Annotated in this window: 21 protein-coding genes; 9 read left to right on the forward strand and 12 right to left on the reverse strand. The window is 71.3% G+C overall.

Going from position 1 to position 22117, the window contains the following annotated elements; all coding sequences use genetic code 11:
* Positions 1-173 precede the first annotated feature (173 nt).
* Positions 174-542 carry an STAS domain-containing protein gene (locus tag ACFFRH_RS09685; RefSeq protein WP_344745115.1) on the forward strand — a complete coding sequence of 123 codons (369 nt, stop codon included), beginning with the start codon at positions 174-176 and terminating at the stop codon, positions 540-542.
* A gap of 168 nt (positions 543-710) precedes the next feature.
* Here the strand turns inward: ACFFRH_RS09685 and ACFFRH_RS09690 are convergent, their stop codons facing one another.
* A complete protein-coding gene (locus tag ACFFRH_RS09690; RefSeq protein WP_344745116.1) occupies positions 711-929 on the reverse strand; it encodes an EF-hand domain-containing protein in 219 nt (72 codons plus the stop codon).
* A gap of 155 nt (positions 930-1084) precedes the next feature.
* On the opposite strand from ACFFRH_RS09690, the gene ACFFRH_RS09695 reads away from it, so the two are divergent.
* The 3 genes from ACFFRH_RS09695 (at position 1085) to ACFFRH_RS09705 (ending at position 3817) form a co-directional block, all read left to right on the forward strand.
* A complete protein-coding gene (locus ACFFRH_RS09695) occupies positions 1085-1564 on the forward strand; it encodes a GNAT family N-acetyltransferase (protein ID WP_344745117.1) in 480 nt (159 codons plus the stop codon).
* Positions 1565-1991: 427 nt separating this feature from the next.
* Positions 1992-3047 (forward strand): lytic polysaccharide monooxygenase auxiliary activity family 9 protein, encoded by a 1056-nt coding sequence (locus ACFFRH_RS09700; protein ID WP_344745118.1) that lies wholly within the window; start codon positions 1992-1994, stop codon positions 3045-3047.
* A 164-nt stretch (positions 3048-3211) separates the two neighbouring features.
* Positions 3212-3817: a cellulose binding domain-containing protein gene (locus ACFFRH_RS09705; RefSeq protein ID WP_344745119.1), complete on the forward strand. Its 606-nt coding sequence runs from the start codon at positions 3212-3214 to the stop codon at positions 3815-3817.
* A 154-nt stretch (positions 3818-3971) separates the two neighbouring features.
* Here the strand turns inward: ACFFRH_RS09705 and ACFFRH_RS09710 are convergent, their stop codons facing one another.
* Positions 3972-4217 (reverse strand): type B 50S ribosomal protein L31, encoded by a 246-nt coding sequence (locus ACFFRH_RS09710; RefSeq protein WP_344745121.1) that lies wholly within the window; start codon positions 4215-4217, stop codon positions 3972-3974.
* A gap of 2 nt (positions 4218-4219) precedes the next feature.
* Positions 4220-4384, reverse strand: a complete 165-nt coding sequence (rpmG, locus tag ACFFRH_RS09715) for a 50S ribosomal protein L33 (RefSeq protein WP_329084587.1) — start codon at positions 4382-4384, stop codon at positions 4220-4222.
* A 216-nt stretch (positions 4385-4600) separates the two neighbouring features.
* Between rpmG and ACFFRH_RS09720 the strand changes: the two genes are divergently transcribed.
* From ACFFRH_RS09720 to ACFFRH_RS09730, 3 genes are all read left to right on the forward strand, one after another.
* Positions 4601-6349 carry a sialidase family protein gene (locus ACFFRH_RS09720; protein ID WP_344745123.1) on the forward strand — a complete coding sequence of 583 codons (1749 nt, stop codon included), beginning with the start codon at positions 4601-4603 and terminating at the stop codon, positions 6347-6349.
* A 127-nt stretch (positions 6350-6476) separates the two neighbouring features.
* Positions 6477-8852, forward strand: a complete 2376-nt coding sequence (locus ACFFRH_RS09725; protein ID WP_344745124.1) for a Tex family protein — start codon at positions 6477-6479, stop codon at positions 8850-8852.
* A 389-nt stretch (positions 8853-9241) separates the two neighbouring features.
* The gene (locus ACFFRH_RS09730) at positions 9242-9763 is read left to right on the forward strand and encodes a TrmH family RNA methyltransferase (RefSeq protein ID WP_344745125.1); all 522 of its coding nucleotides are present in this window, start codon (positions 9242-9244) and stop codon (positions 9761-9763) included.
* A 190-nt stretch (positions 9764-9953) separates the two neighbouring features.
* On the opposite strand, the gene ACFFRH_RS09735 is transcribed toward ACFFRH_RS09730, so the two are convergent.
* Together ACFFRH_RS09735 and ACFFRH_RS09740 are read right to left on the reverse strand one after the other, a co-directional pair.
* Positions 9954-10151: a hypothetical protein gene (locus ACFFRH_RS09735; protein WP_344745126.1), complete on the reverse strand. Its 198-nt coding sequence runs from the start codon at positions 10149-10151 to the stop codon at positions 9954-9956.
* 3 nt (positions 10152-10154) lie between these two features.
* The gene (locus ACFFRH_RS09740) at positions 10155-10700 is read right to left on the reverse strand and encodes a GNAT family N-acetyltransferase (protein WP_344745127.1); all 546 of its coding nucleotides are present in this window, start codon (positions 10698-10700) and stop codon (positions 10155-10157) included.
* A 963-nt stretch (positions 10701-11663) separates the two neighbouring features.
* Between ACFFRH_RS09740 and ACFFRH_RS09745 the strand changes: the two genes are divergently transcribed.
* On the forward strand, positions 11664-13076 hold the full coding sequence (locus ACFFRH_RS09745) for a ricin-type beta-trefoil lectin domain protein (protein ID WP_386155756.1): 1413 nt from the start codon (positions 11664-11666) through the stop codon (positions 13074-13076).
* A gap of 43 nt (positions 13077-13119) precedes the next feature.
* Positions 13120-14454 carry a ricin-type beta-trefoil lectin domain protein gene (locus ACFFRH_RS09750; protein WP_386155758.1) on the forward strand — a complete coding sequence of 445 codons (1335 nt, stop codon included), beginning with the start codon at positions 13120-13122 and terminating at the stop codon, positions 14452-14454.
* Positions 14455-14566: 112 nt separating this feature from the next.
* Here ACFFRH_RS09750 and ACFFRH_RS09755 read toward each other — a convergent pair whose 3' ends face one another.
* From ACFFRH_RS09755 to ACFFRH_RS09785, 7 genes are all read right to left on the reverse strand, one after another.
* Positions 14567-15466: an MOSC domain-containing protein gene (locus ACFFRH_RS09755; RefSeq protein WP_386155760.1), complete on the reverse strand. Its 900-nt coding sequence runs from the start codon at positions 15464-15466 to the stop codon at positions 14567-14569.
* Between the two features lie 212 nt (positions 15467-15678).
* Positions 15679-17121, reverse strand: a complete 1443-nt coding sequence (locus ACFFRH_RS09760; RefSeq protein ID WP_386155762.1) for a WGR domain-containing protein — start codon at positions 17119-17121, stop codon at positions 15679-15681.
* 66 nt (positions 17122-17187) lie between these two features.
* A complete protein-coding gene (locus ACFFRH_RS09765; protein WP_386155764.1) occupies positions 17188-18165 on the reverse strand; it encodes a phosphotriesterase family protein in 978 nt (325 codons plus the stop codon).
* Between the two features lie 192 nt (positions 18166-18357).
* Positions 18358-19017 carry a DUF998 domain-containing protein gene (locus tag ACFFRH_RS09770; RefSeq protein WP_386155766.1) on the reverse strand — a complete coding sequence of 220 codons (660 nt, stop codon included), beginning with the start codon at positions 19015-19017 and terminating at the stop codon, positions 18358-18360.
* Between the two features lie 412 nt (positions 19018-19429).
* The gene (locus tag ACFFRH_RS09775) at positions 19430-20605 is read right to left on the reverse strand and encodes a 4-hydroxybenzoate 3-monooxygenase (protein ID WP_386155768.1); all 1176 of its coding nucleotides are present in this window, start codon (positions 20603-20605) and stop codon (positions 19430-19432) included.
* Positions 20606-20829: 224 nt separating this feature from the next.
* Positions 20830-21576, reverse strand: coding sequence for an IclR family transcriptional regulator (locus ACFFRH_RS09780; protein WP_386155770.1), 747 nt, complete (start codon positions 21574-21576; stop codon positions 20830-20832).
* A 78-nt stretch (positions 21577-21654) separates the two neighbouring features.
* Positions 21655-22098, reverse strand: coding sequence for an SRPBCC family protein (locus ACFFRH_RS09785; protein WP_386155772.1), 444 nt, complete (start codon positions 22096-22098; stop codon positions 21655-21657).
* Positions 22099-22117 lie beyond the last annotated feature (19 nt).

Raw genomic sequence — 22117 nt, forward strand, 5'->3', positions numbered from 1 at the left:
GATGGCCGGAACAGGTCGCGGCGTCCGGTCGACGAGCTTCCTGACCGTCGACGTTTCACAATCACTTGTTGAACTGTCATGAGTCACGGGCGTACGGTGGGGCCAATGGCACCCGTCCTTCGTACGGCTCCCGACAGGGCGCTGTCTCCAACTGCCGTAGACAGCGGGGCGATATGACTCGACTATCCGTCACTGTGGACGCGCACCCACATTTCTCCGTGGTGACTCTGATCGGCGATCTGGACAAGTCCTCGGCGCCCCTGCTTGAGGAGAGGCTCGCGGAGTTCATGAGACGCGGCCACGTCTGCCTGGTCGTCGACACGACGGAGCTGGGATTCTGCGACTCCACGGGCATCTGGGTGCTGCTGACGAGCCTGCGGCGCGCCTACGAGCGGAAGGGCTGGCTGCGCCTCGTCGGCGTGCACGGATTCCTCGGCCGCCTGCTCGACCTGACCAGGCTGCGGGAGGCGTTCCCCATCGACTCCAGCATCGAGGAGTCACTGCGCGAGGTCTCCGACGGGATCGTTCCCGTCTCGCGCTGACCCCGCCTCGCTCCCACCTCGTTTCCGTGGACCTTCCGCGGACCTTCCGTCGATCTTGCGTGGACCTCCCGTCAGCGGAGGGCCCGGACGGGGACGGCATCCGCTCCCGGAAGGGGCCGCCGGTTCCGGCGGCGGGCGAGGGGGCCACTTCCGGGAGCGAGAGGCGGATCAGTCTCGGGCGACCAGGCGGACGAACTCCTCGAACGAGAACCGGCCGTCGCCGTCGGAGTCACCGTTCTGGTTCAGCGACCCGATGGCCTCGGCGGGCAGCGCGGGGAAGTGCTCACCGAACTCCCGCTCCGTGATGAATCCGTCGCCATCGGTGTCGATGGCCGCGAACGCCTGCCTGAGCTCCGCCAGCCGCTCCCCGTTGGGCTCTGTCGACATGGTGACCCACCTCTCTCAACGACCCGCACTTCGATCAGCAGACAACTTACGGGAGGAGCCTCCTGTCCAACCAAGCGACCCCATATAACACCCTTTACCACCAAAAATCCCTTTTTAGCATCAGCGGGTCCTCGGCCCCCACCTAGACTTCGGGCATGATTCGCCCCGCAACGCCGGACGACGTCCCGGCGATCATCGACATGATCCGCGGACTCGCGGAGTACGAGAGAGCGCTGGACGAGGTCCGGAACACCCCCGAAATGCTCCACGAGACGCTCTTCGGCCCCTCCCCCAGCGTGTTCTGCCACATCGCCGTCGACGGAGAGAGGATCGCCGGGTTCGCGATCTGGTTCGTCTCCTACTCGACCTGGCTCGGCACCCACGGGATCTACCTGGAGGACCTCTTCGTCCACCCCGAGCACCGGGGCGGCGGGTACGGCAAGAAGCTGCTCGCCACACTGGCGGGCATCTGCGTGGAGCGCGGCTACGGCCGCTTCGAATGGTCGGTGCTCGACTGGAACACCCCGACCATCGACTTCTACCGGGCGATCGGCGCGGAACCGCTCGGCGAATGGGACAGGTACCGGCTCTCCGGCCCCGCGCTGGAGAAGGTGGCGGCGGAGAGCACGCGGTAGCCGTACCGGCGGGGAAAGACGCGGCGGCCGTGCCGAAACCCACGGTCGAACAGGGACGAACAGGGATTCCGTCCCGGGCCCGCACGGCGAGGGCCGGCCGGAACGCCCTTCCCGCCGGTCTTCCGCCCCGTCGCGTGGCGTCCCCTCACCTTCCAGGAAGCCCGCGCGTGAAAAACCCGCCTTGACACGGCCGAGGCCGTGAACCTTTCATCTCGCGCAACCCCCGCGCCCCCTCCCTGAACTGGTACGACGAGCCGTTACCGCGCCGCGGGAAAGGCGCTCCGTTTACACCCCGGGATCGGCGACCTAGAGTCCGTCTCGCGTGAGCGCCTCACCGCCATTGATCAGCGACTCGTCACCCCTCGAAAGGGAGGGTAATTCTGTGAGTAAATGGCGAAGTATGGCTGTCGCCGGTGTGGTCACGTTCATGACCGCGCTTCTTGCCGTCGTCCTCATTCCGCAGTCGGCCTCGGCGCACGGCGCCATGATGACGCCCGGTAGCCGGACCTACTTCTGCTGGCAGGACGGTCTCTCCCCGCAGGGGAACATCGTGCCCATCAACCAGGCGTGCTCGGCTGCGGTGGCCCAGAGCGGGGCCAACTCCCTGTACAACTGGTTCAGCCTGCTGCGGTCCGACGGGGCCGGGCGAACCCGCGGGTTCATCCCCGACGGCCAGGCGTGCAGCGGCGGCAACCCCGGCTACAGCGGGTACGACCTCCCGAGTGCCAACTGGCCGGTGACGCACCTGACCTCGGGCGCGACCATCCAGTTCAAGTACAACAAGTGGGCCGCGCACCCCGGCTGGTTCTACCTCTACATCACCAAGGACGGCTGGAACCCCAACCGGGCGCTGACCTGGGACGACCTGGAGAGTGAGCCCTTCCACACGGCCGACCACCCGCAGAGCGTCGGCTCGCCGGGCACCAACGACGCCAACTACTACTGGAACGCCAAGCTCCCGTCGGGCAAGTCGGGCCGTCACATCATCTACTCGGTGTGGAAGCGCTCCGACAGCGCGGAGACGTTCTACAACTGCTCCGACGTCGTCTTCGACGGCGGCAACGGCGAGGTGACCGGTGTCGGCCGGACGGGCACCAACCCGACCCCGACCCCGACGCCCACCCCCACCGTGACGCCGACGCCCGGTACGACGCCGACCCCCGGTACGACACCGACGCCCGGAACCGGCGCGTGCGCCGCCACCTACCAGGTCATCAGCAACTGGTCGGGCGGTTTCCAGGCCGAGGTGACCGTGAGGAACACGGGCACGGCCGCCTTCAACGGCTGGACCGCGCGCTGGACGCTCAACAGCGGCAGCGCGGTGAACAGCCTGTGGAACGGCACGCACACCACGTCGGGGTCCACAGTCACGGCGAAGAACGCCGACTGGAACCGGACGGTGCCGGCCGGCGGCTCGACCACCTTCGGATTCACCGGAACGGGAACCAGCGGCTCCCCCTCCGTCACCTGTACCAGCCCCTAGCGGGACGCGGTCCCCGCCGGTGAGCACCGGCGGGGACCGACCCGCGCCCGCCCCCGCTCCGTTCGGCCGGCCCGGCGAAACGAGAAGACCGGCAGACCGACAAGACCGGCGGACCGCGCCCCCCACGGCCGCCGCGCCCTCGTGAAAGGGCGGAAGGGAGTCCCGTGCCGCCCACCACGAAGATCGCCCCACTGCTGGGTCTCGTCTCGCTCGGAGCGGCGGTGGCCCTGGTCGTGGCGGCCTGCGCCGGCCGGACACCGGAGGGCGGGCACGCCGTGGCGCACCCGCCCTCCCCGCCCTCCCAGGGCGCCGCTCCGGTGTCCCCGTCCGTCCACGAAAACACCCCGGCGTCCCCGTCCGTCCACGAAAACACCCCGGCGTCCCCGTCCGTCCGCGAAGAGACCTCGGCGTCCTCGTCTCCCACGCCCGTCCACAGAACCGCCAAGCGGGGCACCCCGGCCAAGGCCTCCTCGAGGTGCCGGGCGACGGTCACCCTGGTGGAGTCGTGGCCGGGTGGCTACCGGGGTGCCGCGACGATCAGCAACACCACCGACCAGCCGATGCGCGACTGGTACATCCAGTGGATGCAGCCGCGCGAGGCGACCTTCAGGCAGTCCTGGAACGGCACCCACATGCAGAGCGGTCCGGTCGCGATGATCCACGCCCCTCTGGAGAAGCCGTCGCTGCCGCCGGGGGAGACCGTCTCCGACATCGGCTTCGTGGGAACCGCCGACACTCCCCCGACCTTCACCGAGATCACCTGCGGCTGACGGACCCGGCGGCCCCACCCGGGCTCCCACCTGCTCAGACCGTACGCGGAACTTCAGACCTTACGCGTCGCTCCTGCCGCCGTCGCGCGTCCCGGTGGAGGGCGGACGCGAGACGCGGCCCCGGCCGGCCGGGCCGGCCGGGATCGGTCCGGCGTCAGCGCTTCCCGTAGCGCTGCTTGAAGCGCTCGACGCGCCCGGCCGTGTCGAGGACCCGGCCGCGCCCGGTGTAGAAGGGGTGGCTCGCCGAGGAGACGTCGACGTCGACCAGCGGATAGACGTTGCCGTCCTCCCACTCGACGGTCTTGCGGCTGCCGACGGTCGAACGGGTCAGGAAGGCGAAACCGGCACTCGGGTCGCGGAAGACGACCGGGCGGTAGTCGGGGTGGAGGCCCTTCTTCATGGCTATCTGTCCTCTCGGAACGGGACGTGCTGGCGGACGATCGGGTCGTACTTGACGAGGGTGAGCCGGTCGGGGTCGTTGCGCCGGTTCTTGCGGGTCACGTAGGTGAAACCGGTGCCCGCGGTCGACCTCAGCTTGATCACTGAGCGCACCTCGTTCCTGGCCACGGTCGGCTCCTCTCGGGTTGTCGGATCGCACGATGCCGGTGATAACGGTTTTCATTCGCGAGACATTCCCTCCCGGAGACACCTGTCGGGCGGAACCGGCCGCCGGTGGTTCCGGGGCGGCGGGGACGGCGGGCGGCACCGGGGAAAGGACGACGGCCGGGCAGGCTTCACCCCCCGGCCACCTCCCGTCCACCCGCCCCCTGTTCGCTGTGATCCATGCCCTGGCCGGAAACCGAGATCGTCGGATCGGACGTCAGCCCTCCCGTCACCGTGTACGGCACGGTGGACAGGGGGCCCGGCGGGGAGCTCGCCCACGAGGGCAACCGGGTTCCCGACATCGTCGCCCTGGACCCGCGGCGGCTGGTGGTCGCCTGGCGGGCCGGGGTCCGGGACGCGCGGGACCCGGCACCGACCGACCAGGGCTCCATCATGTACGCCCGCTCGCAGGACGGCGGCCTGACCTGGACGGTGGGAACGCTCGCCGCCGCCACCGCCACGACCCGCTACCACTATGTGATCTTCCTCAACGACGCGGGCACGCTGTACGCGCTGCTCGGCCTGATCTCCGTCGAGCGCGACCGCGACCGGGAGGGCGAGGTCGACGGCTTCCCCACCTCGCTCACCGTCAGGAGGAGCACCGACGGCGGCCGTACGTGGACCGCCTTCCCCGTCACCGTCGACGTGCCGGACAACGGCAGGGGCGTGGTCGTCGCGGGCAAGCCGCTGCGGTTCGGTGGCGTGTGGCTGGTGCCGTACTGGCGGCACTCGGGCGGCACGAACAGGGCGGGCGTGCTGCGCTCGGCCGACCTGGTGACCTGGACCTCCGGCGCGCTCGCGGAGAACCCGCCGGGGGTGGCGATCGAGGAGCCGCAGATCGCGCTCTCCCACGACGACCCCGGGACGCTCGTGATGGTGACCCGCGCCCTGGACCTGAGGAGCGGCACCTCGGCGGCGGCGCGCGACGCCCGCTACCGCACGGGCGCGGCGCACAGCGCCACGGCGACCAGCGCCGACGGCGGGCTGACGTGGTCGCCGCTGAGGCTGGACGCGGACCTGCCCAACTACTACGTCAAGACGTTCTTCACCCGTGACTCGGCGGGTCGCCAGCTGGCCGTCTTCAACACGCTGGCCGGGCCGTTCACCGGCTCCTCGGCGAGCAGGCCCGACCAGTATCGCGAGGTGCTCTACTACAAGGTCAGGCGGCCGGGCGAGCCCTGGGAGCCGGCGCGGCTCCTCGCCGACGGCCCCCGGCTGACGAGCGGCGCGGCCCGGGGCTGGGACGTCTACCCGAGCGCCGACGAGTACGAACCCGGCCGGTTCTTCGTCGTGTGGGAGCACAACCAGACCAACATCAAGGTCGCCAGGCTCGACATCTCCCGTCCCGTCTCCGTCGAGCCCCTCGCCGCGGGCGACTGGACCACCGGCGCGAACGCGAGGGGCTGGACGCTGAGCGGCGGCGCGCGGGTCGCCGGTGGCGCCGGGGGCGGGCTCCGGCTCGCGAGCACCGGCACCTCGGCGTGCCGGGCGTCCTTCCCCCTCGACGCCTCCAAAGGATGCGACTTCACCCTGGAGTTCCGCGGCCGGGTGGACGACGACAGCGCGCTCGACCCGCGTACCGGCAACGGTGTCTGTCTCGGCGCGAAGGTGGCCAACGGCGCCAGGCGGCTCATGCTGACCGTGCAGCGCGGCGGGGTCTGGACGATGCGCAAGGGCTCCGCCGTCTGGGAGAAGGTCCACTCGCTGGACGCGGCCGGACGGACGGCGACCTGGAGGGTACGGGTGGACAGCGCGGGGACGGCCCGCCTGTTCAGGGACGGCGCCGACACCGGGGCGACCTGGGTGATCCAGGACAGCAGGGAGACTCCCCAGCTCACGCACTGGGTGACCGGCACCCCCGGCGGCAACGCGGCCGGGGCGACCGTCGAGTGGACCCGGCTCACCCCCACCCTCGGGGTGCTGCCCTGACTTTCCCGCCCCCGCACGACCGCACTCTTCTTTTCCTGCTCTCGGGTGATTCGTCCCTCCGGCTCTCCGGTCCTCCACGGGGGTGAGGCGGTAGCTTGGAGACCGTCATCACAGAGGAAGAGAGATCGTGACCACGTCTATTCATCAGCGGATCGCCGAAGAGCTGGGTGTGCGCGAGCGACAGGTGAGTGCGGCGGTGGACCTGCTCGACGGCGGGGCGACCGTGCCGTTCATCGCCCGCTACCGCAAGGAAGCCACCGAGATGCTCGACGACACGCAGCTGCGCACGCTGGAGGAGCGGCTGCGCTACCTGCGGGAGCTGGAGGAGCGACGCACCGCGATCCTGGAGTCGATCCAGGGCCAGGGCAAGCTCGACGACACCCTGCGGGCGCAGATCCTGGCGGCCGACTCCAAGGCCCGCCTGGAGGACATCTACCTTCCGTACAAGCCCAAGCGGCGGACCAAGGCGCAGATCGCCAGGGAGGCGGGGCTCGAACCGCTCGCCGACGGCCTGCTGGCGGACCCGTCGGTCGATCCCCGGGCCGCGGCCGAGGCGTTCGTCGGTGAGGGGGTCGCCGACGCGGCCGCCGCGCTCGACGGTGCCCGCGCGATCCTGGTCGAGCGGTTCGGCGAGGACGCCGACCTGGTCGGCGAGCTGCGCGAGCGGATGTGGACGAAGGGCCGCCTCGTCGCCGCGGTCCGCGAGGGCAAGGAGGCGGAGGGCGCCAAGTTCTCCGACTACTTCGACTTCGCCGAGCCGTTCACCAAGCTGCCCTCCCACCGGATCCTGGCGATGTTCCGCGGGGAGAAGGAGGAGATCCTCACCCTCACCCTGGAGCCCGAGCAGGAGCCCACCGGCACCTACGAGGGCCGCATCGCCCACCACTTCGGCATCTCCGACCAGGGACGGCCCGCCGACGCGTGGCTCGCCGACACCGTCCGCTGGGCCTGGCGCACCCGCGTCCTCGTCCACCTCGGCATCGACCTGCGGATGCGCATGTGGCAGGCCGCCGAGGAGGAGGCGGTGCGCGTGTTCGCCGCGAACCTGCGCGACCTGCTGCTCGCCGCGCCCGCCGGGAGCCGCGCGACCATGGGGCTGGACCCCGGGCTGCGCACCGGCGTGAAGGTCGCCGTGGTCGACGCGACCGGCAAGGTGCTCGCCACCGACACCGTCTACCCCCACGAACCGCGCCGCCAGTGGGACCAGTCGCTGGCCACCCTCGCCGCGCTGGCCAAGAAGTACGACGTGGAACTCGTCTCCATCGGCAACGGCACCGCCTCGCGCGAGACCGACAAGCTCGCGGGCGAGCTGGTGAAGCTGGTCCCCGGGCTGACCAAGATCGTGGTGTCGGAGGCCGGGGCCTCGGTCTACTCCGCCTCCGCGTTCGCCGCCCAGGAGCTGCCCGGCATGGACGTGTCGCTGCGCGGCGCCGTGTCGATCGCCAGGCGGCTGCAGGACCCGCTGGCCGAGCTGGTCAAGATCGATCCCAAGTCGATCGGCGTCGGCCAGTACCAGCACGACCTCGCCGAGACCAAGCTCTCCCGCTCGCTCGACGCCGTGGTGGAAGACTGCGTGAACGCGGTCGGCGTCGACGTCAACACCGCTTCCGCGCCGCTGCTCACCCGGGTCTCCGGCATCGGCTCCGGGCTCGCGGAGAACATCGTCCAGCACCGCGACGCCAACGGCCCGTTCCGCTCCCGCAAGGCGCTGAAGGAGGTGCCCAGGCTCGGCCCGAAGGCCTTCGAGCAGTGCGCGGGCTTCCTGCGCATCCGCGACGGCGACGACCCGCTCGACACCTCCAGCGTGCACCCGGAGTCGTACCCGGTGGTGCGGCGCATCCTGAAGAGCACCGGCGGCGACCTCGCGTCCCTGATCGGCAACGGCACGGCGCTGCGGGCCCTGCGCCCGCAGGAGTTCGTGGACGACACCTTCGGCCTGCCGACCGTCACCGACATCCTCGCCGAGCTGGAGAAGCCGGGCCGCGACCCGCGTCCCGCCTTCAAGACCGCGACCTTCAAGGAGGGCGTGGAGAAGCTCTCCGACCTCACGCCCGGCATGCTGCTGGAGGGCGTGGTCACCAACGTCGCCGCCTTCGGCGCGTTCGTCGACGTCGGCGTGCACCAGGACGGCCTGGTCCACGTGTCGGCGCTGTCGCACAACTTCGTCAAGGACCCGCGCGAGGTGGTCAAGCCCGGCGACATCGTCCGGGTGAAGGTGCTCGACGTCGACATCCCGCGCAAGCGCATCTCGCTCACCCTCCGGCTGGAGGACGACGTCAAGCCCTCGGGTCCCCGAGGGCCGCGCGAGCAGCGCGACCAGCAGGGCGGTGGCGGGCAGCGCCAGGGCGACGGCGGCGGCAGGCGCGGCGGGCAGGGCGGCGGGCAGGGGCGCGGCGACCGGCAGCGTCAGGAGGGCGGCGGCCGGCAGCGCAACGCGCCGAGCGGCGCGATGGCCGACGCGCTGCGCCGCGCCGGACTCGACGGCTCCGGCGGCAAACGCTAGGCACCCCGCGAGGCACCCCGCGCCTCGCGGGACTCGACGGCTCCAGTGACGAACGCCAGGCACCCCGCGCGGACACACCACCTGCGCCGCGCGGGACTCGACGGCTCCGGCGCCGCCCGGAGGCGGGCGGAGGCGGGCGGAGGCGGCCGGCGCCGAGCACGTCCGGGGACGTGACGCCGGAGAGGTCGCGCCCCCGCGCGGATCAGGTTGTCGCGACGACCGCCACAACCCGGGCGGCGGCGGGGAACGGTACCGTCGCCGCCTTCACGCGGCGGCGGCCCTACCGTTACCCTGAGGGCGAGATAACGCCGTCGATGGTCCGGACGCACCGCTGAAGCGTTCACCACCATGATTCCTGCCACCCGCGCGGAGGTCCTCCGCGACCGGGCATGACCGGCCCCGCCATCCGGGTCCGCACCCCCAAGGACCTGCGAGCGACACGCCGCCCGCGCCCCTCCCGCTGTCTCGGCCACCTGTACGTCGCCCCGCTGTGGCCGCTGCACGGGATCAACCTCGGCACCCTGCTGCGAACCTGTGACGCGGTCGGCGCGTGCATGGCCGTCCCCCGCCTTTCCTGGGTCCCCGAGGCCCTGGACCGGGGCAACACCCTGCGCCGACCGGCCTGCGTGCACTGGGTTCGCGACCCGTTGACCTGGCTCGCCGACCGGCGCTCCACCGGACACCACGTCCTCGGCGTGGAACTGGCGGAGGAGGCCGTCCGCCTCGCGGACCTGCCCATGGCCCGCCGCCCCACGGTCGCCGTCCTCGGCCACGAGCGTGACGGCATCCCGCCGGAGGCTCTCGACCTGCTCGACACCGCGGTGGAGATCCCGATGATCGGCACGGGAGCCAGCCTCAACGTGGCCGTCGCCGGATCGCTGGTCCTCTACAAACTGGCCGGGTTCACCTGAGCCGGTCACTCTCGTACGGGCGTGAGGCGGGTGAAGCCCCCGCAGGCCACCGGCACGCCGGTCACCGCACGCCCCGCCGGTGACCGGCACGTTCCCGCCGGTCACCGGCACGCGACGCCGTGTTGCCGACGCGAGAGCGGCGGCCGGGGTCGCCGCCCCCGGTGGGCGCGGCCGGCGGCACCGGCTCCGTTCACCGGGGGCGGCGACCCCGTCGGAAGGCGGAGACGGCGAGGACGAGGCCGACGGCGAGGGTGGCCAGGCCGATCCAGAACCACTCCCGCGCCCCGCTCATGGAGCTGCCACCCACGTAGCCGAGCCCCTGGAGCGCCCAGAGGCCGCCCGCCAGGACGAGCAGGACGCCGAGGCCGATCGGAAGCCAGGTCTTCATCGCTCACTGATCCTTCGTGGTGCGCGGGTCGCGGAACTCGGAGGCGAGGAGGCCGAACAGCGCCTCGTCGACGAAGGACCCGGCCACCCAGGCGTGCCTGCGGAGCGTGCCCTCGCGCTGGAAGCCGGCCTTCTCGGCGGCGGCGATCATCGCGCTGTTGGTCGCGAGCGTCTCCAGGCCCAGCCGGTTCAGGCCGCGGATGCGGAAGGCGTAGTCGCACAGCAGTCTCAGCGCGTCGGGGGCGTAACCGTGGCCGCGTGCCTCGGGGAGCAGCGAGATGCCCAGGTGCCCGTTGCGGTTGAGGGTGTCGATCCCCCAGACGTTGCAGGACCCGAGCAGATCCCCGGAGAGGGACTGGATGGCGAAGTCGACGTTGGCCGGGTCGGGCTTGCGCCGCTCGTAGTGGGCGATCATCTGGTCGATCGTCTCGGGGACCCAGGGCGTCGTCGTGGCTCCGGCCGCCGTCTCCACGTCGTCGTTCAACCGGTGGAGCGGGACCAGGTCCTCCTTGGTGATGGCCCTGAGCAGGACCCTGTCTCCACGAAGCATGAGCTGAACCCCACTGTCGATCGCCTGGCGGCGCGCGAGGGCTCGCCACCTATCGGACATCACACCACACGAAAAGTCGGGAACGACACTGAATAACGCCACGCCGCGGATGATCTGGACGGCATCCCTCCACCGGCCGCGGGCCCGCGCGGCGCGGAGCGTACGGCACCACGCACACTCGCGCACACGCACACACACGCACGCGTTACGGAGCTGTACGGCACCACGCTCGCGTACCCGGCACGAAGCGTGCGATGCCGCGCACACACTCACACACACGGCAACGGAGCGTACGGTGCCGCGACCGGGCGCGGCACGCACCGCGCCGGGCCGGACACAGTACAGCGCCGCGCCGCGCCGCACGTGGCTCCCCCTCCACCGCCCCGGGATTTTCTGACACGAGATCCTGACAGCACCCCCTCATGGAACGTTCCCGTCAGGGCTTCTACCGTTAGTAAACTTTCCTTTTTCCCACCGATCCACAGCATTTTCCGCGAACCGGAACCCAGAGGCGTGCCGCTTTTTTTACTGCTTGTATTGACTTGAGAATGAAGGCTGGCCTAGGGTCCCGGGCAAGCGAGACCTCGCCGTGAAGGGACCCCCCATGACTCGCCTCCCCTGACACCGGCCGGCGGAGGGCGTGATGATCGCGCTCGCCCCACCGCCCCGACCACACCCCGTCACGAGCGCGGGACGCGCTGGCCGCCCTCCGCCCGTGAAACCCCCGTTCTCCCTGCCGTATCCGTCGCGGCAGGGCCCAGGACGCGCCGAGCAGCGCGTGCCGCCGCGAGGCGGGCCCACCCCCCGGGCCACCGTGCGGCCGCTCGCGTGAAACACGTCCGCCGCGTCCGGCACCACCCGCATGTCACCCCCTGCTCCGGGTCGTGACGTCACGCGCGCCGCGTCCCCCTGGGCGTGGCGGCACCCGTGCGTCGCCTCCCCAAGACGGAAGGAAGTCCGCGCATGGACACCGGACAGTCGCCTCGCCGGCGCCGTCGCATGTCGCTCCCCACCACCCTCGGCGGGATGTTCACCGTCGTCGTCCTCGCCCTCGCCGGCGTGACGACCGCGTCGCCGGCCGCCGCCGCCACCGGGCAGATCACCGGCATCGGCGGCAAGTGCGTCGACGTCGCCGCGGCCAACAGCGCCAACGGCACCCCCATCCAGCTGTACGACTGCAACGGCAGCTCGGCGCAGCAGTGGACCCGCAACGGCGACGGCACCGTGCGCGCCCTCGGCAAGTGCCTGGACGTCACCGCCGCCTCCACCGCCAACGGAGCGCAGATCCAGCTGTACGACTGCAACGGCACCGCCGCGCAGCAGTGGACCTACAGCGCCGCGAACGACCTGGTGAACCCGGCCGCCAACAAGTGCCTGGACGCCACCGGCCAGTCCAGCGCCAACGGCACCCGCCTGCAGATCTGGACCTGCACCGGCACCGCCAACCAGAAGTGGAACGCCCCGAGCGACGGCGGCAACCCGCCCACGGACCCCCCGCCCGCCGGCAAGATGGCCGGGGCCCCGTACCTCTACATGGGCTGGGGCAACCCGCCGAGCCCGGCGACGATCATGAGCACCACCGGCGTGAAGTCCTTCACCATGGCGTTCATCCTGTCCGGCGGCGGCTGCACCCCGCGCTGGGACGGCTCCAGGCCGCTGACCGGCGGCACCGACCAGGCCGCGATCAACCAGATCAAGGCCGCGGGCGGCAGCGTGCAGGTCTCCTTCGGCGGCTGGTCGGGTAACAAGCTCGGCCCGAACTGCTCCACCCCGGCCGCCTACGCCGGCGCGGTGCAGCAGGTCATCAACGCCGTCGGCCCCGCGGTCGTCGACTTCGACATCGAGAACACCGACGAGTTCGAGAACTTCACCGTCCAGGACCGCATCCTGAACGGCCTGAAGATCGTCAAGCAGAACAACCCGAACGTCAAGATCGCCGTCACCTTCGGTACCGGGATCAACGGCCCGAGCTCGACCGGTGTCCGCCTGATCAACCAGGCCAGGGCTCTCAACGTGCCGATCGACAATTACACGATCATGCCGTTCAACTTCGGCGCCTCGAACATCTACAACGCCACCGTCAGCTCCTCCGAGGGCCTGAAGAACGCGCTCAAGGCCGCCAACGGCTGGACCGACGCGCAGGCGTACGCCCGGATGGGCATCTCCGGCATGAACGGCCTGTCCGACCAGGGCGAGCTGACCACGGTGGCGGCCTGGACCCAGATCCGCGACTGGGCCAAGTCCAAGGGCCTGACCCGCCTGGCCTACTGGGCGGTCAACCGCGACCGTCCCTGCCCCGGCGGCAACTCGGGCTCCGAGTGCAGCGGCATCTCCCAGCCCAACTGGGAGTTCACCCGCATCACGGCCGGCTTCTAGACGTGCCCCCTTCCAGCGGACACCGGATCGAAAGGAACAGCCGATGATCTCCACCAGCCCGGCGCCCCTTCCCGGCCCTCGCCCCGCGAGGACACGGCTCACGCGGATCGGCGGCCTCCTCGCCGCGACACTCCTCGCCCTCGGCTCCGCCGCGCTCGTCCCCACCCAGGCGGGCGCCCAGACCGCCACCGTCCAGGGCACCTCCGCACAGAACACCGCCGCCCTGGCGGCCCCCGCGCCCGGCCCCCTCGTGTGGTCGGACGAGTTCAACGCCGCCTCCGGCGCCGGACCCGACACCACCAAGTGGCGCCGGGACGTCGGCGGCGGCGGCTGGGGGAACAACGAGCGGCAGTACTACACGGCCGGCAACGAGAACATCGCCCACGACGGCGCGGGCAACCTGGTCATCACCGCGCGCAAGGGCAACCCCTCGGGACTCGGCTGCTGGTACGGCTCGTGCGAGTACACCTCGGGCAAGCTGACCACCGCCGCGACCTTCACCCGCGCCTACGGCCGCTTCGAGGCGCGGATGAAGCTCCCCCGGGGCAAGGGCATGTGGCCCGCGTTCTGGATGCTGGGCACCGGAGGGGCCCAGTGGCCCGCCAACGGCGAGATCGACATCATGGAGAACGTCGGCAGCGTCCCCGGGCAGGTGCTCGGCAGCCTCCACGGCCCCGGCTACTCGGGGGGCAGCCCGCTGAGCGGCAGCTACAACCTCCCGGCGGGCCAGGCCTTCGCCGACGCCTTCCACACCTTCACCGTCGACTGGGAACCCGGCGCGGTGACCTGGTACGTCGACGGCGTCCAGTACTCCAGGAAGACCCCCGCCGACACGCGGGGCAACCCCTGGGTCTACGACCACCCGTTCTTCATGATCCTCAACCTCGCCGTCGGCGGTAACTGGCCCGGCTCGCCCGACGCCTCCACCACCTTCCCCCAGCAGCTCACCGTCGACTACGTCCGCGTCTACGCGCCGCCCAGCGGCGGTGGCCGTACGGGACAGATCACCGGCATCGGCGGCAAGTGCGTCGACGTCGCCGCCGCCAACACCGCCAACGGCACCCCCATCCAGCTGTACGACTGCAACGGCACCGCCGCACAGCAGTGGACCCTGGGCACCGACGGCACCGTGCGCGCCCTCGGCAAGTGCCTGGACGTCACCGCCGCCTCCACCGCCAACGGAGCGCAGATCCAGCTGTACGACTGCAACGGCACCACCGCCCAGCGGTGGACCTACAACTCCGCGACCCGCGATCTCGTGAACCCGGCCGCCAACAAGTGCCTGGACGCCACCGGCCAGTCCAGCGCCAACGGCACCCGCCTGCAGATCTGGGAGTGCACCGGCACCGCCAACCAGAAGTGGACCGCCCCGGCCTGACCCGGCCCGCCTCCACCTGACCAGGCCCGTCGCGGGCCGGAACCCACACCCTCGGTTCCGGTCCGCGACGGGCCTTCACCGTTCGCCGCCGCTCGCCGCCGTTCGCCGCCGCTCACGACGCGGTGACCGTGTCACCGACCGCGATCGTGCCGAGGGCGCGCGGGATGCCGAGCCGGCCGAACATGATGCCGCGATCGCCGTCGAAGACCCTGGTGCGGTAGCCGGCCAGCACCCGCAGTGGCTCGCCGTTCTTGCGCGCCGTGTCCTGGTCGACGTTGACGATGACGCAGCGCCCGCAGGGCTTGGTGAGCTCGATCTCGGCGGCGCCGACGCGCAGGGTGGACAGCGCGTCCTCACCGTAGGGGCCGAGGCCCTCCAGCACGATGTTGGGCCGGAACCGGTCCATCGGCAGTTGGTCGTCCACCCGCCGGTTCAGGTCGTCGAGGGACTCGCGCGACAGCACGGAGATGGGGTGGCCGTCGGCGTACGTCAGCGTGCCCCCGCCCCGCGAGGTGGGCCGGGTGCCGGTGAAGCGGACCAGGCGGCAGGGCGCTCCGAGGAGGCCGGAGAACCACGCGGCGGCCTCCTCTCCCTGGTCCACGCCCTGGCAGGGTTTCCCGTGCACGGTCACGTCCAGCACCGGCCCGTCCACCGGCTCGTGGACCAGGGGTGTCACCGCCCCGGGCGCGCCCACGACGAGTTTCACGCCGTCGTACGCGGGCCGCAGCGTCGCCAGCCGGGGCAGCTCCCGTTGCGACAGGTGCCGCAGGTCCGGACGGACCAGCATGAACTCCCGGTCGTGCCGCAGCCCGGTCGGGGTCAGCTCGGCGTCGGCCAGGGGGGTGCCGCCCGCGCTTTTGAGCGGGAAAACGTTCAGTTCCACGACGACGGCGACCACGCCCCCCTCGCCACGCGCCGGACCCCGGCGGGCGAATCCCTCGCGCGCCGAGCCTTCACCTGCGGAGTTCTCCCCCGCCCCCACCGGGGCCGCACCGCGGAATTCGCGCACCATGTATCGGACGCTAGGACATCCGCGCGGAAGAGAGGTCAGGAAGCGACAGTATCTGACAAAATCTCGTCAGCTTTACCGAAGCTCCCCCGGCCGCCGGCTTCGCCGTCGACGGCCGCCCGGCACGGGGCCGGGAAACGGGGGCCGGGGGGACGTGGGACCGGGGGCGCGGGGTCGAGGGCACAGGGCCGGGGCCGGGGCCGGGGCCGGGGAGATCAGAGCAGGCGCCTGATGTCGCCGTACGCGCGGTAGAAGCCGCCCCGCTCGGAGAAGCGGACCCCCTCGACGAGATAGCGGGCCCCGGCCTCGCGCACGCCCTTGGGGAACTGCACGTTGCGCCGCACGTCGTAGCCCTCGCTGACCACCCGCACCCGGAGCCGCTCGCCCTCGCGGAAGCACTCCACCACCACGCCGTCACCGGTGTCGGGGACGGCGTCGAACGCCACGGTCTCCAGCGCGGTGGTGGGCTCCACCACCGCCAGCCCGGCGGACGCCTTGACGTCCACGACGTCGGGGACGGTGCCCTCCTGGGCCGCCCTGATCGCCGTCTCGGTGGCGTCGATGCAGGCCAGGGTGCCGTCGGTGGTCACGATGTAGAGGCGGTCGTCGAGATACTGCATCGAGAAGGCGGAGCCGCAGCCGGTGGCCAGCTTCCACAGGCGCTCGCCGCTCTGGTCGAAGCAGTAGATCGACGAGTGGTTGTCACCGGCGAAGACGTACCGGCCGCCGGGGGCGGTGGCGCAGGAGAAGACCGTGGCGTCGCAGCGGTAGACCGCCTGGGAGGCGCCGTCCGACTTGCGCAGGCGGTGCACCGTGGAACGCGAGGTTCCGGCGTAGACGGAGTCGGCCTCCTGCCAGCCGAACAGCACCGCGCCGGTGAGAGGCGTCTCCCAGACCGGCGTGCCGTCGGCGGCGTCGTAGCGGGCCACCCCGGTGGAGTGGCCGTGGTAGACGGCCTCGTCGTCGCAGCGGACCATCCAGGCCGAGTCGCCCCGGCCCTTGCGCGCCCACTGGAACTCGTCCTCGTGGTCGATGGTGGTGATCCGCCCGGCCCGGTCGGAGACGCCCAGCACGCCGTCGTGGATGTCCAGCCAGTAGATGTCGACGTCCTCGGCGATCTCGTACGCGACCCTGGGGACCTTGCCTCCGAGGTCGTAGACCTTGCCGTCGTCGGCGCCCGCGTAGATCCAGAAGTCGTCGCCGACGATGCACTTCACCCCGTCGGGCAGCTTGAAGCGGCCGGTGACGGTGCCGCCGTGGGTGACGGTGTAGACGTCGCCGCGCTGGTTGCCGACCCAGCAGCGCTCGGAGTCGACGAAGATGCCGAACGCCGCCGCGCCGCTGGCGAAGCGCCACAGCACCGGCGCCTGGGTCGCGGTGGAGCGGGTGCTCTCCACGCTGCGCCGGGTGACCGCGCGGCGCTGACGCACCCCCTGGACGGCGGGGGCGTACCCCCTGCGGACCTTCTCGTTGATCTTCTTCGCGGCGGCCGCCTCGGCCTTCGCCTCGCTCGCGAACGCCGAGGCCTTGGCCTGGCCCGTCTCGCCGATGCGGCCGTATCGGATCGTCACCTCGGTCCCGTCGACCACGACCTCGTAGAACTTGTGCGAGCTCCCGCCGTCCTCGGACAGTTCCAGGTAAGTGCTCCGCGCGGCCATGCTCCACCTTCTCGGTTCGTCGACTTTCCGGGAGCGTAGGGCAGCCGTACGACAAATAACGAAAAGTCAGGAAAAGTAGCGGCGAGGATTGTCGATCAGCATCTGGTCCACCTGCGCGTCGCTCACCCCGGCCTCCCGCAGAGCCGGAAGCACGTCGTCGTGGATGTGGCCGAAGCGCCAGTTGGGCGCGGCGAGCGGTATGCCGTCGTCCCAGGCCGCGCCAAAGTAGTCCATGAAGCACGCGCTGTCGTGGCTGAGCACCATCCGGTCGGCGTAGCCGCGTTCGCAGAGCGCGACGACGGTGGCGACCCGCGACGCCGTGGAGTTGTACGCGTCCAGCCCGAAGCGGTCCATACCGAGCGTCGCGCCGGTGTCGGCCAGCCGCATCAGGTGGTCGAGGTCGTTGGAGTCGCCCGAGTGCCCGAGCACGACCTTGGCCGGATCGACCCCCTCCTTCACGAACAGGTCCAGGACGACCAGCCCGCTCCCGGTGGAGGGGTTGGTGTGCACCGTGATCGGCACGCCGATCCGCAGGTGGGTCTGGGCGACCGCCCGGCAGATCCGCTCGACGCCGGGGGTGAGCCCCTTGCTCTCGATCGCGCACTTGAGGAACGCGGCTTTGACCCCGGTGTCGGCGATGCCCTCGACGATGTCGCGGGAGAAGTCCTCGACCATCGGCTCGGGCACGTCCATCATCAGACCGGGCCCCCGGTGCTCGTACTGATGCGGGACCTCGTCGAAGGAGTAGATGCCGGAGGCGACGATGACGTTCAGCTCCGGCACCTGCTCGGCCACCCGCCGCACGCGCGGGATGTAGCGGCCCAGCCCCCACACGGTCGGGTCGACGATGGTCCTCACGCCCATGGCCGCCACCGCCCTGAGCTTGGTGACGGCGTCGGCCACCCGGTACTCCTCGTCCCACCACGCGCCCCTGCCGTAGTTGTCGACGTGCTCGGGCGAGAGGACGAAGACGTGCTCGTGCATGAGGGTCTGGCCCAGGTCGGCGACGTCGACGGGACCTCTGACGGTGTTCACGACCGGCATGCGCGTCCTCCGGGGGTGGTCCGACCTGACGGCGATGACGTACCGAGCGGTCGCTTCCTGCGAAGGTAGGCCGGGGCGCCGGGACCGTCAACCTGCCACGCGGAGCGGACCGCCCGGGGACGGGCGAGCGGGAACGGCCAGGCCGAGCGGACCGCACGGGAGCGGTCACGCGGGAACGGTCAGGGGAGGCGGTCAGGCGCGGACGGCTGCCGGGAGGGGGCGACGGACGCGGCCGCCCTGCCTGGCACCGGCCACCAGTCCCAGCATGGCCAGCACCGCCACCTCGAACCCCACCACCAGCCGCTGGACCACCCCGGCGGGGATGTCGTCGTTGGTCAGGTCCACGCCGAACATCCGCACCACGTACGGGAGGACCACCAGGACCAGCACGCCCAGGGCGGCCAGGCTGAGCAGCCGGACCGGGCGGGCGTACGGGCTGGTCGCGTACCGCCTGGCCAGGAGCAGCCCGGCGACCGGCATCGTGAGGAAGGCCACGAACGCCGCGTACCTGTGGATGCCACCGGACATCGACAGCGGCACGCCGGGCTCGTCGGTCGGGAAGGCTCCGATCAGCAGCATGCACAGGCCCCAGGTCCCGACCAGCAGGGCCACCGCGCGGTCCTCCCCGCGACGGGCCAGCATCGCCCCGATGATCGTCGCCGCGACGGAGAAGAGCGTGAGCGACAGGGGCAGCAGCCAGCCGTTCGCCTCGAACGCGTACTCGCTGATCACGGTGTGCACCGGGTCGAGGCCGGTGACCACGTGCAGCCCGAGCATCGCGACGGCCCCCGCGCCGATCGCCGCGTAGCCGCCGAGGATCATCGTGTGCCGCGTGAACGCCTGGCTTTCCATACCTCAACGATGGCGACGACCAAGATCACGGAGTATCGGAGACAGCCCCAGGCCACCCCTGAACGGTCCCGGATGTCCTCCGGGACGAGGTGGTGTTCACCCTCCGGGGAAATTTCCCGCTATACACCTCTGAGCTGCACAAACACCCGCGATGGTAGGGCGATCCCCCTCAGGGTCCTGCCCTCGGGGGCAGGACCCTGAGGGACGGCCCGTCGGGGACACTCACGGCACGGCGACGCGGCGGGCGGGGAGTGAGCCGACATGGGTACAAGCCGACAAAAGAACGGGCCGACGAAAAGGACAGGCTGGCGAAAAGGACAAGGCGACAGAAAGAACGAAACGACAAAAAACGGGCCGACCGGCGAACGGGGCGACGCGAGAGCGGGTCAGCGCGAGAGCGGGCCGGCGGGAGTCACGGGTGGTCCCCGAAGTCGAAGGGCAGGCCGACGTAGTTCTCCGCGAGCGTGGTCGCCGCGGCCTCGGAGGAGGTGACGTAGTCGAGGTGCGAGGTCTGCAGGCGCCGCCCGTAGGGGTCGTCGTCGTCCAAGGTGTGCAGCAGCGTCGTCATCCACCAGGAGAAGTGCTGGGCCCGCCAGACGCGCTTGAGGCAGCTGGCGGAGTACGTGTCCAGCAGCCCCGTCGAGCCCGTCGCGTAGAACTCCGCCAGGGCGGCGGTCAGCAGCCGGACGTCCGCGACGGCCAGGTTGAGCCCCTTGGCACCGGTGGGCGGCACGATGTGGGCGGCGTCCCCGGCGAGGTAGAGGTTGCCGTGACGCATGGGCTCGGCGACGAACGAGCGCATCGCCGACAGGTCCCTGGAGATGATCGGCCCCTCGGCCAGCGCGAACCCCGGAACCGTCTCCAGGCGGGCCCGCAACTCGGCCCAGATCCGCTCGTCCGGCCAGTCGTCGAGCGAGGCGTCGGGGGGGACCTGGAGGTAGAAGCGGCTGATCTCCGGGGAGCGCATGCTGTGCAGCGCGAAGCCCCGGTCGCCACGGGAGTAGATCAGCTCCTCGGACGACGGCGGGACCCGCGCGAGGATGCCGAGCCAGGCGAACGGGTAGTCACGCTGGAAGACCGACAGGACACCCTCGGGGATCGACGGCCGCGAGACGCCGTGGAAGCCGTCACACCCGGCGATGACGTCGCAGTCGAGGCGCTCGCCCTGGAAGGTGAGGTAGGGGTCCTTCTCCAGCGAGTGCAGCGCGACGTCGGGGACGTCGAAGAGGATCCTTCCCCCGTCGGCCAGCCGCCGGGCGATGAGGTCCTTGACGACCTCCTGCTGGCCGTAGACGGTGATGGCCCGCCCGGGGACCAGCCTCTCGAAGGCGATGCGATGCCCGGCCCCGCCATAGCGCAGCTCGATGCCGTGGTGCGGCAGCCCCTCCGCGCGCATCCGGTCGCCGACGCCCGCCTCGTTCAGCAGGTCCACGGTGCCCTGCTCCAGCACCCCGGCCCGTACGCGCTGCTCGACGTACTCCCTGCTCCGCGCCTCCAGGACCACCGAGTCGATGCCCCGCAGGTGGAGCAGATGGGAGAGGAGCAGCCCGGCGGGTCCCGCGCCGACGATCCCGACCTGAGTTCGCATGCACCGAGCATCCCGTACCGCCCGCCCCCGCACAGCGCGACCTTCCGCTCAGCGGAAAGCCCCGCCCGGCGGGGGCGGGAGGCGTCCGTGCGCGTCCAGAGCGGAAGAAGCGGGAAACAGGCCGTACGAAACAGGAGACCCCGGGCAGGCGGCGAAGGCAGGCGACGCGAAACGAGCCGCGGAACACGCCGGGGAGGCGGGAAGCGGGAAGCGGCCGTGGACGTTCAGCGGGGAGCCGCGGCGAGGTCGCGGGAGAGAGCGGCGGCGGCGGACAGCACCGCCGCGGCCAGCCGTCGCGGATCGGCGGTGTGCCGCCAGGTCACCAGCGACAGCGCCGCCACCACCCGGCCGCCCGCCCCCCGCACCGGCACCGCGACCGAGCAGGTGCCCACCGACATCTCCTCCTGCGTGCGGGCGATCCCGGTCCTGCGGACCTCCTCCAGCTCGGTACGGAGCCGCGCCGGGTCCACCACAGTGTTCGGCGCGTGCGGGGTGAGCTCCCTGGCGAGCACCCGCTCCACCGTCTCCGGATCCGCGAAGGCGAGCAGGACCTTGCCGACGCCGGTCGCGTGCAGCGGCAGCTCCCCCGCCACGCGCGAGACGACCGGCACGGAGGTGGGCCCGCGCAGCCGCTCGACGTACAGCGCCCGGTCGTCGCGGAGCACCGCGAGCTGCACGTTCTCGCGGGTGGCGACGTAGAGGTCCTCCATGTACGGCAGGGCGAGCTCGCGCAGCTCCCTCGGCTCCGCGGCCTGGGCGCCGATCTGCCACAGGAGCATCCCGACCCGGTAGGAGCCGTCGGGGAGCCGCTCCATGAACCCGCCCGCCACCAGCTCCCCGACCAGCCGGTGACCGGTGGCGGGCGGCAGCTCGGCCCGGCGGCAGATCTCGGTGAGCGTCAGCCGCACGTCTCCCGGCAGGAACGCGCCGAGGATGGCCATGACCTTCCCGGTGACCGTGGGCGCCCTCACGCGCCCCACCCTAGGCGTGGTCCCGCCGCCACCGCGACGACCACGACCACGACCACGACCACGACCACGACGGGAACCTTAGGGAGCGGACCCCAGCCGGGCGGCCAGGACCCCGGCACGGGCGAGCTGCACCTCGCGGGCCTTCTTCGCGGCGTAGCCCAGCAGCGGCCTGACCCAGGCGTGCACCACGAGGATGTCCTCGACCTCGGTGCCCCCGTTCTTCTCGTTGAGGGTGAACCGGTAGTCGAGGCGCACCCCGCCGGGGCTGTCGACCTCGCCCTCGACGGTCCGCGGCGTGCTCCGCAACGTCACCTTGATCATGTTGTCGTACTTGACGAGACCGAAGAACCTGAACCGCTCCACCGAGGTGTAACGGGTCTCGGAGTCGCCCTGCTCGACGTCCTTGACGGCGACCACCATCGGCGAGAGCCCCACGTAGCTCTGCGGCTGGCTCAGATGGGCGTGGAGCGCCTCCGGGGTGTTGCGGACATGGAAGGTGTTACGCAGTGTGACCTTTGGCATGTATGCCCCCGTTTTAAGA

Origin of the sequence: Streptosporangium vulgare, from assembly GCF_042428775.1 — a bacterium.
Classification (GTDB): domain Bacteria; phylum Actinomycetota; class Actinomycetes; order Streptosporangiales; family Streptosporangiaceae; genus Streptosporangium; species Streptosporangium vulgare.

Excerpts from the sequence above, each read along its gene's own strand:
- ACFFRH_RS09685 (WP_344745115.1), top strand. The coding sequence starts at position 174 with ATGACTCGACTATCCGTCACTGTGGACGCGCACCCACATTTCTCCGTG.
- ACFFRH_RS09690 (WP_344745116.1), bottom strand. The coding sequence starts at position 929 with ATGTCGACAGAGCCCAACGGGGAGCGGCTGGCGGAGCTCAGGCAGGCG.
- ACFFRH_RS09695 (WP_344745117.1), top strand. The coding sequence starts at position 1,085 with ATGATTCGCCCCGCAACGCCGGACGACGTCCCGGCGATCATCGACATG.
- ACFFRH_RS09700 (WP_344745118.1), top strand. The coding sequence starts at position 1,992 with ATGACCGCGCTTCTTGCCGTCGTCCTCATTCCGCAGTCGGCCTCGGCG.
- ACFFRH_RS09710 (WP_344745121.1), bottom strand. The coding sequence starts at position 4,217 with ATGAAGAAGGGCCTCCACCCCGACTACCGCCCGGTCGTCTTCCGCGAC.
- ACFFRH_RS09720 (WP_344745123.1), top strand. The coding sequence starts at position 4,601 with ATGCCCTGGCCGGAAACCGAGATCGTCGGATCGGACGTCAGCCCTCCC.
- ACFFRH_RS09730 (WP_344745125.1), top strand. The coding sequence starts at position 9,242 with ATGACCGGCCCCGCCATCCGGGTCCGCACCCCCAAGGACCTGCGAGCG.
- ACFFRH_RS09735 (WP_344745126.1), bottom strand. The coding sequence starts at position 10,151 with ATGAAGACCTGGCTTCCGATCGGCCTCGGCGTCCTGCTCGTCCTGGCG.
- ACFFRH_RS09740 (WP_344745127.1), bottom strand. The coding sequence starts at position 10,700 with ATGCTTCGTGGAGACAGGGTCCTGCTCAGGGCCATCACCAAGGAGGAC.
- ACFFRH_RS09745 (WP_386155756.1), top strand. The coding sequence starts at position 11,664 with ATGGACACCGGACAGTCGCCTCGCCGGCGCCGTCGCATGTCGCTCCCC.
- ACFFRH_RS09750 (WP_386155758.1), top strand. The coding sequence starts at position 13,120 with ATGATCTCCACCAGCCCGGCGCCCCTTCCCGGCCCTCGCCCCGCGAGG.
- ACFFRH_RS09755 (WP_386155760.1), bottom strand. The coding sequence starts at position 15,466 with ATGGTGCGCGAATTCCGCGGTGCGGCCCCGGTGGGGGCGGGGGAGAAC.
- ACFFRH_RS09760 (WP_386155762.1), bottom strand. The coding sequence starts at position 17,121 with ATGGCCGCGCGGAGCACTTACCTGGAACTGTCCGAGGACGGCGGGAGC.
- ACFFRH_RS09765 (WP_386155764.1), bottom strand. The coding sequence starts at position 18,165 with ATGCCGGTCGTGAACACCGTCAGAGGTCCCGTCGACGTCGCCGACCTG.
- ACFFRH_RS09770 (WP_386155766.1), bottom strand. The coding sequence starts at position 19,017 with ATGGAAAGCCAGGCGTTCACGCGGCACACGATGATCCTCGGCGGCTAC.
- ACFFRH_RS09775 (WP_386155768.1), bottom strand. The coding sequence starts at position 20,605 with ATGCGAACTCAGGTCGGGATCGTCGGCGCGGGACCCGCCGGGCTGCTC.
- ACFFRH_RS09785 (WP_386155772.1), bottom strand. The coding sequence starts at position 22,098 with ATGCCAAAGGTCACACTGCGTAACACCTTCCATGTCCGCAACACCCCG.